The sequence below is a fragment of the Rothia terrae genome, assembly GCF_012396615.1.
Taxonomy (GTDB): domain Bacteria; phylum Actinomycetota; class Actinomycetes; order Actinomycetales; family Micrococcaceae; genus Rothia; species Rothia terrae.
In genome coordinates, this window is record NZ_JAAXPV010000022.1 from 24,431 (window position 1) to 37,996 (window position 13,566).

A 13,566-nucleotide genomic window follows, 5' to 3' on the forward strand; every position below is an offset into this window, starting at 1 on the left:
GCTAGCGAGGAAATGAAAATCTCCACTCAGAAAGCTCACGGGTTTACTTGCCCGCGGGTTTTATAGCCGTGGCTCTTTGCATACTCGCTAGCTCGCATCCGCCACGGCTAGCTCGGAAAACTGCCCACCAGCCGCTCTCGCGGCTATCCCGCGGTTAGTAGTCTTTGCCGACCTGTGAGAAGTAGTAGTACGTGCTCATTGTCATGCCTACAGCCCACGTACATGAAGATTGCGGGCAGGCGAAAGAAAATTATCCCGAGCATTCCCAGGGATGCGATTGCCCCGCAGATTCCTATGGGGAGGGCGCTGGATTCTTTGTCGTGTGATTCGCTCATGGGGCTCTCCTAAAATGCGGATAATTACATTATGCCCTACGTCACATAAAGAAAGCTATGTGTAATAGCTATACTAATTGTCAACGCCAAAGCCGGTTGCCCTGTGGTTACCGGCTTTTCTTCTGTCTTCTTCACACACCCCAAGGACGCTTGTGGTCGAAATCCTGATTGTTATTGGTGCCGCCATCATTATCGGCAACACCATTGCTGAGAAGTTCAAGCTCATAGCGCCCCTAGTGCTTATTGCGGTGGGTGCCCTCGTCTCTTTCATCCCGCATCTGCCACCGATTGCCGTCGACCCGCACCTTGTGCTGAGTGTCTTTCTGCCTCTTCTGCTGTACTGGGAGGCGCTGAACATTTCCCTACGAGGCATCAAGCGCACCTTCCGCGGTATCATGCTCAACGGCACGCTCATGGTGATCTTTGTTGCCGTATCAGTGGGGCTAGTTGGGCATCTGGTAGGTCTGACGCTCGGCGCGGCCCTGCTCATCGGTGCAGCAGTAGGCCCTACGGATGCGACCGCGGTCGCCGCCCTCGGCAAGGGAATATCGCCGCGTCAGATGATTGTTTTGCGCGCAGAATCCCTCATCAACGATGGTACCGCGCTGGTAGTTTTTGCGCTCGCGCTGGAATACGCCACTGACGAGGTAAAAATTACCGCAACCCATGCTATCGGTAGCTTCCTGCTGTCCTTCGTGGGCGGCGCAGTCGTTGGTCTCGCTGTCGGCTGGGTGATTGCCCGCATCGGACGCTTTGTTGAGTCGCACATGATCGCCAGCGCCTTTCGCATGGTGACGTCGTTTATCGCCTTCTTTCTGGCAGAAGAAATTGAAGCATCCGGTGTTCTTGCGGTAGTAGTCACCGGCCTGTACATGGCGCAGGTGGGACCCAAATTTGTTTCTATGCAGTCTCGAGTTCTGGCGCGCCAAGTGTGGGGTGTCGCATCCTACATTCTCAACTCTCTGCTCTTCTTGCTGGTAGGTCTCTACCTGCCGGCCACCGTTCGCGGGCTCAACAGCGACTCCTTGACGCACGCGTTACTAGCTACCGTCGCCATTTACTGCGCCATGATGCTGGCACGCTGGATCTTCGGGGAAACTATCATTCGCCTCATCCGAATGCTAGACCGCCGTCCCTCACAAAAACTGCGCAGAACCACCGTCTTTGAACGCCTGGTGTCGACCGTGGCAGGCTTTCGCGGAGCAATCTCACTTGCGGTAGCCTTCTCTATTCCTGAGACCCCTCGCAAACGGCGAACCCTTCCCATACCGCGACCAGATTATCTTCGTGACCTCAGGCGTCGTCATTCTCTCGCTTCTAGTGCAAGGGCTACTACTACCCAAGGTTGTAGAACTCACCCAAAAGAACCCCAACCCGCTAGAAGCACAGCGTTCTCAAGCGGACGCCGAAGAATTCAAGGAAGCAGTACGTACCACCGCCGAACGCGTGCTGGAAGATTTGCCGCAGCTCGTAGAAGAACTCGACGTACCGCAAGGCCCAGCCGACCGCGTCCGCGGAGAATGGGAACGCAAGCTCACCATCGCAACAAGCTGGCAGGCAGGCAACGAAGAAAACGAGCGAGTAGCTGAAGTTAGCGCGGAAAATGCCTTGCGCCTGCGAGTTATTCAGAGTGCCCGCCAGCACATTATCGATTTGCGTGATGCGGGCAGGATCGACGATGAAGTACTTATTGCCATGATGGACCGCTACGACATTGAAGAAATGCGTCTGGTCGGTCCTATTGAGATGGAATAGAGAGTATACGATGCGCGAGAGGGGAGTTGTGTTGCGCTTTTAGGTTAAAAAGTGCAACACAACTCCCCTCTCGCGGTATAAAAATGTGCTCACTAGGATCACGCCGCGGGCACGTAAATCGGTGGGCTTTCTGAATGGAGATTTTCATTTCCTTGCTCGCTCGGAAAATTTCCCCTCAGCCTCTCGCGGTTTAAACCTAGTCGTTAGTCACCGGGTAACTAATCTGCGCCTGGCTAAACTGCGGATCAGGATCGCACGTCACCTTGTACTTGCTACTCGCCAGGGCATCAATCTTCTTCACGTACTCCTGCGTTTCACCATACGGCGGGATACCCTTGTAATGCTCAACCGCGCCCGGGCCCGCGTTATAGCCAGCGAGCATGAGATCAACGAGCTCGTCCTCAGAATCAGCCAACGGCGCCAAACGTTCACGCAAATACGCCAAATAATGGCCCTGCGCCTTAATAGAATCTTCGGGGTCGGTAATCTTTCCACCCTGACCCCACATCTCCCACGTCTCAGGGGTGAACTGCGCCAGACCCTGCGCGCCCGCGTGCGAGGCAACGCCCACACGCCAGTGGCTCTCAGTCTCCAACTGAGAAGCAAGAACACCCGTGCGTACACCGGATTCCTCGGATGCGCGCTGCAGCTCGTCACGAACCTCCGTCGGCGCGTACGCCAAATCAGTCATGCCGCAGTAATCCTCATAGGTAGCAGCAAGACCGGTGACGCCTGCACCCAGCAAAACAGCCGAGGCAACAATCTGCCAGTGCGCCAGAAAACCAGCCATGAACTTCTTAGGTGCGCGGACGCTCTTCTTCTCTTCAACCATCGCATCTAGCTTAGTTGTTTGCACCTGCAAATGTGTAGAAGAGGTGGCGGGACTGACATAACTGGGGGCGAGGACGCGGGAGAATGCTCCGGCGTCAGTATTTAGGGGTGTTGAGCGCAGCATACGCATTTGAGGCGACGAGGACGTCCAGTATAAGAAGTCTGAATTGGATCTCATCATACGAACCTAGGTCACATAATCATCCTGTCTACTCACTGACGTGCAGGATGCCCTTGGCGCCGCGCTCTCCTTCTGCGAAGTCGTGGTTGATGAAGGCGTAGTTGCCGGGTTCTAGCATTTCCATTTCGACGAAGCCTCCTTGGGCTGCCGACAGATCGAGTGCTTGCGCGTGACCTGCTGTGCCGAAGGCGTCCTGCCCGTTCTTCAAGGAGTAGGCGCCTTCTTTATAGACGGTGTCGAATTGGCTGCCGACCACGTGAAAGCTGGTGCCTTTAGAGGGGCCTGCAGCGAGCACCCACATGCGGACGCGGTCGCCGACTTTCGCCTGCAGTGGCTGGTAGATGTACTGGTTGGCGTAGCCGTTGAACATGGTCAGCGTGGGTGTGCCTGCTGAGATGCCTTCGGGTGAGACGTCTGCCAGCATGTTGCCGTTGTCTGCTTTTTCGCCGGTGTCGGTGAGGTAGGTGTCGTTTTGCACGAGCACGTATTCACGGTCGACGGGTTGCAGGTCTTCGGGTTCGATGATGACGGCGCCGAACATTCCCGCTGCCATGTGTGAGCTCATAGGCATGGATGAGCAGTGGTACAGCCACATGCCTGCGCCGCGCGCCTCAAAACGGTAGGTGAGGGATTCGCCGGGTGCGATGGTTTTCATCACCGGGTCGGGTGAGACCATGCCCGCGTGGAAGTCCAGCGAGTGCCCCATGGTGCCTTTGTTGACCAGTGTGATTTCGAAAATGTCGCCGACCTTGCCGCGTAGCGTCGGGCCCATGTACTTGCCGTTGTAGGTCATGGCGTTGATGCTGGTGCCCGGTGCAATTTCTTGTTGCAGTTCTTCCACGTTGAAGGTTTCGCGGTGGATGGTGGCGCCGTCTTCAATCTCGCTTTCGTCGATGGGTGCTAGGGACGCGTCGCGCGCCTCAAAACCTTCGGGTGCGGTGGCGAGGTCGATGTCGCTGGATTTCATGGTGGCGGAGTCGGCAGTGCCGTGCCTCATGGCGTCGTGGTTCATTGAACCGGATGAGGCTGAGTCAGCGCTGTCGCCGTCGGTAGCGATCACGTGAAAGTTCATGCCCATTGCTTTGTGCCCGACGATTGAGCACCAGCCTTCGAGGTTTCCGTCGATGATGCCGACGTCCACGCTGGCGGTTTGGCCCGGGTCGATGCGTCCGGTTTCGGTGCCGTTTTCGAAGGCGAGGTCGTGCACGGTGCCGGTGTCTGTGTTCTTGACTTCGACCATCAGGCGATTGCCGACGGGGACTTCAACGGTGTCGGGGGTAAAGCGCATGTCGCTGGTGGCTTCTATTTGAACGGTGGTTGTTTCGCCGGTTGCTTGCACGCTGGATGCTTGTGTGCTTCCGGGTAGGCGCACTGCTGCGGGGTCTGCGATGAAGCCGAGGAGGGTAACGAGTGCAACGGCTGCCGCGCCGATTGCCATGTTGCGACGGTGGCACGCCGGGGCGGGGGTTAGTGCCTCGGGGTCGGGTTTGGGTGCCTCGCCACGTGAGCGTGCCAGGATCATTTCTTTGCGCTTGGCAACGGATGCTTTGACTCCGCGAAGCATGAGCGGAACAAACGCGAAGAGTGTGAAGGCGCCGAGTAAGGACGTGGTAGTGCGAATCCACGAACCCGTCCAGTTGGCGGGGAGAACAAAGAGCAGTAGGCACAGGTTGACCATGAGCACGCGTCCTGCAGCGAACCTGTTGAACTCTTTGTTGGCGGCGCGCACTGCTGCCGGCCCGCCACCCATGCGTGCGGGAAGCAGGTACGACATAGCACCGAGGAGAACCTGGACTAAGAAGCCCACCGTGTACATGGGGGTGGCGGTGCGCAGGTTGAGCGACGGGAAATCGTGGGTTGCAACCAGGGTGGCGGCTGTCAGCACACCGATAATAAACCACGCAAAACCTGCTGCCACCGACATGGTTGCGAACTCGGTCGGCTTCTTGGTTACACAGGTGCGAATCATTAGATAGGCAACCAGGCAGAGCGCGAGAGCGTACAGAACAAGACCGGTAACGGCGACAAAACGCCAACCGGCAAGTGCGCCGAGAACCGTCACCGCAATGCCCGCACTCATGATGTACAGCGCGCGTTGAGAGGTGCCGACGGCGTCCGGCATCATCTTTGTACGTAGCATGGTGGGCCACAGCGTCATAAGCGTTCCCACCACGGTGAAGCCGACAAAGCCCAGAACGTTGACTGCCTCGTGAGCTAGCAGAAAACGGGAGTGCCACTGGCTACTCAGACCCGCCGCGAGAGTTGCACCGAATGCTGCACCGATCGGTAGCAACCAGGACGCTGCGATGTAGAAGTGAATAGTCGACTGAAAGCGCGCGGGGAGGGCTTGCTTGACCTGTTTGAGCAGTGAATAGCCGTGCCAGGCGACCATAAGCCCGACGCCCGTGGAACCCACAAGTGTCACCGGGAAGAGGTTGAAAATGACGCCGACCATCATGGTGACAATCGAGGCATTGAGTAGGTAGATGCGACGAATCTGCTCACCGCGCGCCGAATCGGGCAGACGGTTTTTCAGCAGTGCCTCGGTGAAGTGCTGGCTCCACACCAAAATGGAGTTGGTGATCAGCCCTAGGGTAATCATGTGCACCATGAGCCACAAGGACTCGGGAATCCAGCGGTGCGTCATGAGCACTACAAAGAGCGCCATCATCCATACGCTCACCGGCTTGGATGCCTTGCGGTGCCAGGTGGCGCGTCCTGTTGCTTTATCGCGTGCCTGTTTGTCGCTGACCGGCTGGCCGGGCGCGTGGACAGGCTTGTGCCCGATGCTACCTATAGAGACGGAGCGTCGCTGGGGATTAGGGGAGTCGGGCACGATTCACCTCATGTGCGTTTAATTGGTATTTCTGAGGCAATTATATTCTTGTAAGACGCCGGAACCCAACCCGTAGTGGGTAAACGCACGCAAAGCAAAAAAAGGGGTGGTACGCCTCGCAGAAGCTTCCGCTCCTATAGTCTTGAAGATATGACCTTCGCAATCATCATCACCCTCGTTGCCGCGCTGCTTATTGGCGTGGGAATTATCGGTATCGTCTACCCGATTCTGCCCGGCTCTTTCGCGGTTCTTACCGGCATTGTGCTGTGGGGCTTGTGCATCCGCGGGCCCGAAGGCTGGTGGACGCTTGCCCTTGGCGGTATTGCCGTCATTATCGGTATGAGTGCACAGGCGGCTCTGACAGGCCGCACGCTCAAGCGTCGGCAGATTCCCAATAAGTCCATTCTGTGGGGCATCGTCGGTGCTGTGATTGGCATGTTCGTGATTCCCGTGGTGGGGCTCTTCATCGGCTTTGCGGTGGGACTTTTCGCTAGCGAAGCAGCCCGCCACCGCAACCTCAGCCAGGCAATTCCCGGCACGCTGGCAGCCCTCAAATCAATGGGCTTAGGCATCCTCGTCGAGCTGTCCTGCGCCCTGGTCGTCGGCACCATCTTCACCATCGGTGCGATCACTTACTTTGTGACCGTGTAAGCTCACGCCGAGACTGCACTTTAACCCCTGTTTTCACTCAAAATCCGGATTAAAGTGCAGTCTCGGCGCAATAGTAAAAGAGAACAACCCCACGTAGCACCTCACGGTGTCGAACAGGGCACCTGCGGTAAACTTACGTGCGTGAAATCTTTGCCAGCCCTCATCTTATTGCTAGCCACCGCCATCATTCAGGCGATGGGCATGTACCGCTACTCCAACGATTCGCTCACCATGTCGGGGCAGATTTTCTTCCCGATTCTTTTCGTGTTGATGAGCGCCTACATAGGTTTTAGAGCACCCAAAACCACCAAGTTCTCGGGGGTACTCCTCGGTCTTACGGGGCTCGGTTTTATTCTGCTGGTCCTTACCGGCATCGGCATGTTCACCGACATATACTGGTTCTACCCGAGCACCTACATGTACTATGCCGCGCTCGCGTTGCTGGTTATCACCACGGCGCTGACTATCGCTTCCGTACCTAAGGCTGCGAAGAAGGACGAGGGCGCCGCATCGGACGCGTCCGCTAAGCCTGCGGCTAAGAAGGCATTCCGTCGCGCGCCCAAGAAGGGCCGCCCCACTAATCTTGTAGCTGTTTCTAAATCAGATTCTGCTCAGAAGGAGCAGTAAGTGCCCAAAACTCGTGCCCCATTTGCCTGGGTAGGCTTTGTTTTTCTGGCTGTTGTTGTCTGGCTGATTTCATTTGATTCTCTGACTCGCGGCGGTATCGACTTTTCGGTGTACTGGCGTGGCGGTCACACCCTGGTGCATGGCTGGGGTTCTGTGACTGACCTTTACACCTTCCAGGGTGGTTTGCCGTTCACGTACCCGCCGTTTGCTGCGATGATCTTCATGATTTTCGGTATCTTCCCCGAGAAAATCGGGGCGCTGCTGATGGTGCTGTTGATTCTCGGTATGGCGTGGTGGGTTTCTAAGCTGGTCTACGACTACGCTCATCAGCGCGGTAAGACTTTCCCTCTTGAAAAATATCTGGGGCATAGCGGAACTATCGCCACCATTATGGGCGTTATCGTGGCGTCCGGCCCCTGGTGGAGCACGCTGGGTCTCACCCAGATTAATGCGCTGATTATGCTGTTAGTGTTGGCTGACCTTCTGCGCCCGGCAACCCGCGTACCGCGCGGCGTGCTGATTGGTGTTGCGGGCGGTATTAAGCTGACCCCGCTGGCATTCGGCCTGATTTTGCTCATGCGCAAGGACGTCAAGGGTGTTATTACCCTCGGTCTTTCTTTCGCGGCAACTATCGCTTTGGGCTTCATTCTCATTCCTACCGAGGCGCGCCAGTTTTGGTTCGACGCGCTCAGCGACCCTGCCCGCGTCGGTAACCTCAACTACCCCGATAACATTTCTATCAAGGGCAATGTTTTGCACACCGGTCTGCCGGAGCATTCACCGCTTGCTTCTTTGTTAGTGTACGGCCTGATCCTGATTTTGCTGGTGGGCGTTGCGATCGCGATTGCCGTGATGAACCGCTCTGACATGCTGATGTCGCAGATTTCTCTGAACGCTTTGCTGATGATCGCGATGTCACCGATTTCTTGGTCGCACCACAACACCTGGTTGCCGCTGTTTTTGGTGGCGCTGTGGGTTGATGGTTTCGGCACGCACTTTGTCGGACGCGGGAGGGGCTTCCGCATCACCGTTGCGGTGCTGGCATGGATTGCGACTCTTGGGCTTTATATCAGCCCCATGCGCATTGCTAAGATGCTGAATTTTGGACGCGCGAGCTTGGACTTCTTGCCGCCGCTACCGCTGATTGGTTCGGCTATTCCGGCGACTCTCATGTACCTGGTTGCTTTTATCTGGGTTGCTGTGATTATCGCTGACCGCCACATCTGGCTGCCTGTTGCGGCGAAGACCCGCGTGGCGTCCGTGAAGGCGGACCGCATCCCCTAAACCGCAAGGTGACCACATAAACACCATTGTGACCACAAAAGCGTCAAAATACCCCCACTTTTCGGAGTATTTTGACGCTTTCGTGGTCACTGTGCGTTAGAGCAGGGCTACGCGACGCTGGTTCCCAGTAGACTGGAATCAGGCTAGAACACTGTGAAAAGAGTGACTCATCTACTTGATAGATAATTTGCGTAGTTCTGTAATCTGTTTGCTGTCTTCTTCAAATCACCAGAAATCGAAACAATTCGCCCGGACAAGCTGTGCGTTGCTCTTGCTTCGCCGCCTGTTCCGACAGGAACCTGACTCAATGCCCTATAAGCTGACTCTATTTCATGGTTCACGGAGCTTTCGTTAACCGACACTTTGAGGATGTCTCCTGCAAGCAAACGGATATGCTCAGCGAGTCTAATAATCTGACTCATAATAAGCGTAATGCTCCCTTCTAGCTGCATCCTCTAGCTGATAGAGCTCCTCAATCTTTTTCTCGTAATAGGTGATAGCAGCTTCAGTCGCACTAAATATGCTGTTGATTTCATGAGAAACCGAGTTTATGTCTCGGCTGGCATCGTGCAATACATTTATAACCTCGTGGTCAACCCGTTGCGCAGAGCCACCAATGATGGAAGGTAAGAGTCCCGCGATAAAAACGCTTTTCTTACCTATCAGGTTAGCTTCTCGTTGCGCATTGCTCAGGTGCTTGAGGGCTATTTTAGAGAGTCGAATACCCTCCCTATAGTCTTCAATCTCTTGAGTGTATTGCGGTGTATACGGAGGTGCTGTGGGGGACATTTAGATAGAGCGACCGTACTTGCGGGCTATCTCAGCGGCATAATTGAGGGCTTCAACCGCTTCGCGTAGTTCACGTCGCGCGTCCTCAAAAGCGTTGGTGACATCCCTATCTTTCTTTTGTGCTGAACCGCCGATTACTCGGTTAATCTCATCGATCTGTCGATTAAACTCGCGTTCAAAATTTGAAAGGTTTCGTCCGGTTGTTTGTGCTGCTACACCTATCCGTTCAATGCGTTCGGTGAGTCGCTGGAGTTCTGAGTATGCCATGGATGCTCCCCTTTAATATACGGCGATAATGAGAAAGATTATTGAAATTAGAATGCATAAAATCCAAGCAGCAAATTTCACATCAATTTTGTTTGCGTTATTTTTGCGGTGTACTTGGTGATCAGTGACTAGCTGGTTGAAAATCTGTGCATTCTGCCACCTCTGGTCAAAATCTGCTACTTCTTTTTTGTAGTAGTCAAAATTTTTACCTTTGGCCTCGGCTATTTCTTCATCAGTGAGGGTAACTTCACCTGTTTTGAACCCCTCTGACATCTGAGAGAGTTTAGATTCAAGAGAAGAGATACGTTGCTTGTGGTTGTTGAGAGTATCAATTTCTTGTTGACGGGTAGCTTGATAACCATGCACCTGGCCCTGAATCTTTGTGAGCTCATCCCTTTCGCGCTGCTTTGCATCAGAGTCTAAGCTCTGGAGTTTTTGGCGATGCTGAGATTCCAAATTAGATATTGCGTTTTGTGCCTGATTCTCTGCGGAAAGAAAATGGTGAAGCTTCTTTTGAGCATCAAGAGCATACTGTTTATTTTGTGATGGCATGAATTCTAGCTCTCCTCAAGATTTATGGAGCCATAGGGGATGGCCGTGACTACCTGATCCGTAACACCTGGACGCGAGTACTGAAGTCGTGGGTCTCCTTCAGAGGCTTCCACACGCTCATGGAATAGTGCAGATAAATCATTGGTGCGGAGGTTTACCGCAACGGTGCCGCCTACTGCCTCTGAGCTGTAGCCAAGAATATTGGTAATGGCGTGCGTTGACTGAATGTGGATAATGAGGTCTTTGCCTTCACTGCTGCCATTCTCGACCAGCTCAATCAACCGTTGTTTACCGGTGGCTTGAATGCTGGAGGAGTCATCTAAGGCGTTTGCTGCACCGTCGAAACTGTGAGCAAGGGCGTCTAAAGCGTCAAGACCTGAGTCAGCATCAAGCGTCTCGCTGGAGTTAATATCGAGATTTCCCTCATTTTTGCTGAAAGCTCTATCGAGCTGATTGATGCGTTGGGCATCTTCAACAATGATGAGAGAACGGTCAGGAAGGGCATCAGATTCAGTGGCAAGCCATTGCGCGGCATCCAGATGCGCGATGGTCTGTATGTCTCCTGTGAAGCCATATTGGTGAGCGATATCAGAGAGCCAGGAATCACCGATGCAGTAGAGGTTTTGGTAGTAGCCCATCTCGGTTGCGCTGCGGATGGCACCTGCCAGAATATTTTGAGTGGTGGTGTTCTTATTGCCCACAACCATCAAAGACTGTGAAGTATTTGACTCAAAGCTGTGCGTTATGGGGGTGCTCTTTACATCTAGCGAAGCTCCAACTAGAACCTCGCGTCGGCCCTGATAACTATCGATAACCTGAACCGGCCAGTCTGCAGGGTCTGTACCACGGAATATGTAAGGACGCTGCATGGAGTACTGGTCTTTTCCAAGTTCCCATAGTTCAGTCTGTAGACGTTTTACAGCTTCTTTTTCTGCAAAAGTCACAGTACCGCGAACGTTGTTAGCTGGATCTTCACCGGTTTCTTGGTTAACAATCACTGCACCACGATGCTTGAGCAAAGTGGGTTCTGTGTTCCGGTCTCCTAGAATTGTCTTTGATTCATTGACAGTGTTCTTCATAGAGATACGAATGGGTACCTGCGAGAAGATTGAATCGGCTTTTCGCTGAAGACCGTCAATACCGCTGAGGGTTTGGGTTGAGAGAACAATATGGATGCCATAGGCACGTGCTTCGCGGACGATGCGGGACAACAAATTAGTGGCTTCTTCTGCCACGGTGCTACTTCCCGCGAACATTACTTGAAACTCGTCCATGACAACAAGAAGTCGGGGGAAATCATGATGGCCCTTGGCGCGGTATTCGTCGTAGCTTGAGGCTCCAACCCGTTTGAAAACACGACTTCTGTTCTGGAATTGCTGGTAGAGATCTTCTAGCACCGAGAGCCCAAAGACTGGGTTACCTTCCAGCGCAACTACTTTTGCATGTGGTAGCCAGTTCTTGCCGTCATTACCAATAAAACGTTGGAACTCAAGACCTTCTTTGAAGTCTACGAGGTACATCTCTAGTTCGTCAGGGGAGTACTTGGCCGCTAATGAGTAGATGAGAGATAGCAGCAAGATAGATTTACCTGAACCTGTTTGTCCTCCCACAAGTGCGAAGGGACGCGCAGGGTTTGCGCTTCTGAAATCTACGGTTAGCGGGCTGCCATCTTCTTTTTGACCGATAACAGCTTCAAGCCCTTGCGCGCTATTTGCTGCCCAGAGGGTTCCATCTGCTGGTCGCAGGTTATCGGCGCTGATAGGTTCAGGGCCGGCGTCTGCGTTTGCAAACTTAGCGATGGCCTCGACGATACTCGAAGCCGTGCCTAATGTGAAAGAGCTATCTGTAGATACTGTGTAGGTGCCGTCTTTGCTACGCCAAGTAACAGTTCCACGTTGGTTGGAGCGGTCTAGAATTACGTTGCCCGGACCGAAGTCGATTGCGGTGCCTCCGCTTTCGAGGACTACAAAGTGTACTCCATTTTCGGGTTTGGCAATCTGAGAAATGAATTTGATAGTTCTATCATCAAGAACCTCAGGAGTGTTATCTACAACTACAACGTGCACGGTTGGTTTAGTGCGTGATTCTTCCCAGAGGTCCAAAAAGCTGTGCGCGTTTTTGCCTCGTCGTAAATCTACTAGTCGTGCTGCTTCGTGGCGGATTTCTTCTAGGCGTTCTTCAAAAGCTCGGTTGCTCCCGGGACTAGTGAGGATGTTCTTGGGAACTTTTGCGTGGTTCTTGAGCGCGCCGAACTGACCCAGAATTCCCTTCATATCTGGGTCGAATACTGTTACCTGTAATGCGTGAGGGTTTACTGAAGCTAATATCCTGGTGAGGATTTCTTCAGCCATGTCACGGCGTGCCTCGACACTGTCTCCATAGATAGAGATGTTTGAAGTCCCTAGAAACGGAACAATCGCTGGAGCGGATCCGCCACTGTGCTGGGCGTTTCCAATACGAATTAAGGAACCAGGTCCTTCTGTTCGTTCAAAGTTCTGAGTGATGTCCTCAGTAAATTCTTCGGGGTCTATGCCGAGCGCGTCGGGGGCTGCTTGAGTCGCTAAGATTCGAAGCTCGCCGGCTGTTTTAGCGAATAGCTTTGCGTTGTCTGAAACTTGCTGTTCCAAAGCATCCTGGTAAGAAGCTTTCTCTTGTTGGACGGAGCGAGTAAGTTCGCTCTTCAAAGCAGCACGAAAGTTCAAGAGGGAGGATGACGCTTCGTTTTGATATTTTTCGTTTTCGCTATTTAGCTGCGCGATGCGTTGATTGGTTTTTTGGTGTTGATCGGCGCGAAATGCTCGAAACTTTGCAAGCGTATGACCAACGTCTGTTCTTAGCTTGCTTGCGTAAGGAAAGTTATTTTCAGTCATTACAAACTCCTGGCCTTAGCGGAACGACCAATCCAAATAAAGAGGGGGATGAAGAGAAGTGTCCAGAGGCGAACGTCAGATGAGAACATGCCTAGGATATTGAGCCAACCGATGATCTTTGTAACTGTTATCAACCATTTTGGAATGGGGAGGGTCAAGAGCGAGTGTAGGACTAGCTGGACGAATAAATGCAAAGCCGCATTCACGTTGGTGTAGCTGGGAGCAAGCATGCCAAAGAAGGTGTACGAGCCAAGAGAGGAAGAAACGAGATAAATGAGAACGGCAGTGAGAGCTATCTGTATGAGACTTGTGGTGCTAACTCGTAAACTGATTTTGTTTTTATCCGCGTTATACTTCTGGAAATACTTAATTGCGGAATTGATCTCTTTGCGTTCAGATTGAGGCTTATTCATAAGGGATCAACCACACCCCACCCCACCAAAAGACAACGGCCCCACCAGTGGCAAAATAAGAGGACTAAATCGCCAGAAATAACCTCAAGCCATACCGGAGAGACCGTTGCCCAACCAGCGTATAACCGGGCTCACCAGCGAACAATTCGCCACGCTGCTCACCGCCCTAAAAAAC

At 53.4% G+C, this 13,566-nt stretch carries 12 protein-coding genes; 6 read left to right on the forward strand and 6 right to left on the reverse strand.

What is annotated here, in order from left to right:
* The first annotated feature begins 487 nt into the window (after positions 1–487).
* Both HF984_RS10310 and HF984_RS10315 read left to right on the forward strand, forming a co-directional pair.
* Positions 488–1,924 (forward strand): cation:proton antiporter domain-containing protein, encoded by a 1,437-nt coding sequence (locus HF984_RS10310; protein ID WP_168615593.1) that lies wholly within the window; start codon positions 488–490, stop codon positions 1,922–1,924.
* A gap of 19 nt (positions 1,925–1,943) precedes the next feature.
* Positions 1,944–2,090 (forward strand): hypothetical protein, encoded by a 147-nt coding sequence (locus HF984_RS10315; protein WP_168615594.1) that lies wholly within the window; start codon positions 1,944–1,946, stop codon positions 2,088–2,090.
* 196 nt (positions 2,091–2,286) lie between these two features.
* On the opposite strand, the gene HF984_RS10320 is transcribed toward HF984_RS10315, so the two are convergent.
* Together HF984_RS10320 and HF984_RS10325 are read right to left on the reverse strand one after the other, a co-directional pair.
* On the reverse strand, positions 2,287–3,102 hold the full coding sequence (locus HF984_RS10320) for a lytic transglycosylase domain-containing protein (RefSeq protein WP_247596606.1): 816 nt from the start codon (positions 3,100–3,102) through the stop codon (positions 2,287–2,289).
* Positions 3,103–3,130: 28 nt separating this feature from the next.
* Positions 3,131–5,938: a multicopper oxidase domain-containing protein gene (locus tag HF984_RS10325; RefSeq protein WP_343947712.1), complete on the reverse strand. Its 2,808-nt coding sequence runs from the start codon at positions 5,936–5,938 to the stop codon at positions 3,131–3,133.
* A 150-nt stretch (positions 5,939–6,088) separates the two neighbouring features.
* Between HF984_RS10325 and HF984_RS10330 the strand changes: the two genes are divergently transcribed.
* The 3 genes from HF984_RS10330 to HF984_RS10340 all read left to right on the forward strand — a co-directional run bounded on the left by HF984_RS10330 (position 6,089) and on the right by HF984_RS10340 (position 8,500).
* Positions 6,089–6,589, forward strand: a complete 501-nt coding sequence (locus HF984_RS10330) for a DUF456 domain-containing protein (RefSeq protein ID WP_168615595.1) — start codon at positions 6,089–6,091, stop codon at positions 6,587–6,589.
* 141 nt (positions 6,590–6,730) lie between these two features.
* The gene (locus tag HF984_RS10335; protein WP_168615596.1) at positions 6,731–7,216 is read left to right on the forward strand and encodes a hypothetical protein; all 486 of its coding nucleotides are present in this window, start codon (positions 6,731–6,733) and stop codon (positions 7,214–7,216) included.
* Positions 7,217–8,500: a glycosyltransferase 87 family protein gene (locus HF984_RS10340; RefSeq protein ID WP_168615597.1), complete on the forward strand. Its 1,284-nt coding sequence runs from the start codon at positions 7,217–7,219 to the stop codon at positions 8,498–8,500.
* Positions 8,501–8,905: 405 nt separating this feature from the next.
* Here the strand turns inward: HF984_RS10340 and HF984_RS10345 are convergent, their stop codons facing one another.
* The 4 genes from HF984_RS10345 to HF984_RS10360 are packed head-to-tail and all read right to left on the reverse strand — an operon-like array spanning position 8,906 to position 12,810.
* Entirely contained in the window at positions 8,906–9,289 is a 384-nt protein-coding gene (locus tag HF984_RS10345) for a hypothetical protein (RefSeq protein WP_168615598.1), read from the reverse strand.
* Complete coding sequence (locus HF984_RS10350) at positions 9,290–9,556, reverse strand: hypothetical protein (RefSeq protein ID WP_168615599.1); 267 nt, start codon at positions 9,554–9,556, stop codon at positions 9,290–9,292. It abuts the gene before it with no gap.
* Positions 9,557–9,568: 12 nt separating this feature from the next.
* A complete protein-coding gene (locus HF984_RS10355; protein ID WP_168615600.1) occupies positions 9,569–10,108 on the reverse strand; it encodes a hypothetical protein in 540 nt (179 codons plus the stop codon).
* 5 nt (positions 10,109–10,113) lie between these two features.
* Positions 10,114–12,810, reverse strand: coding sequence for an FtsK/SpoIIIE domain-containing protein (locus tag HF984_RS10360; RefSeq protein ID WP_168615601.1), 2,697 nt, complete (start codon positions 12,808–12,810; stop codon positions 10,114–10,116).
* 8 nt (positions 12,811–12,818) lie between these two features.
* On the opposite strand from HF984_RS10360, the gene HF984_RS10365 reads away from it, so the two are divergent.
* A complete protein-coding gene (locus HF984_RS10365) occupies positions 12,819–13,061 on the forward strand; it encodes a hypothetical protein (RefSeq protein ID WP_168615602.1) in 243 nt (80 codons plus the stop codon).
* Positions 13,062–13,566: the final 505 nt, after the last annotated feature.

Bases quoted from the DNA above. Each gene is read 5' to 3' on its own strand.
- HF984_RS10330 (WP_168615595.1), top strand. From the start codon at position 6,089: ATGACCTTCGCAATCATCATCACCCTCGTTGCCGCGCTGCTTATTGGC.
- HF984_RS10355 (WP_168615600.1), bottom strand. From the start codon at position 10,108: ATGCCATCACAAAATAAACAGTATGCTCTTGATGCTCAAAAGAAGCTT.
- HF984_RS10345 (WP_168615598.1), bottom strand. From the start codon at position 9,289: ATGTCCCCCACAGCACCTCCGTATACACCGCAATACACTCAAGAGATT.
- HF984_RS10320 (WP_247596606.1), bottom strand. From the start codon at position 3,102: ATGATGAGATCCAATTCAGACTTCTTATACTGGACGTCCTCGTCGCCT.
- HF984_RS10350 (WP_168615599.1), bottom strand. From the start codon at position 9,556: ATGGCATACTCAGAACTCCAGCGACTCACCGAACGCATTGAACGGATA.
- HF984_RS10365 (WP_168615602.1), top strand. From the start codon at position 12,819: ATGACGCTTCGTTTTGATATTTTTCGTTTTCGCTATTTAGCTGCGCGA.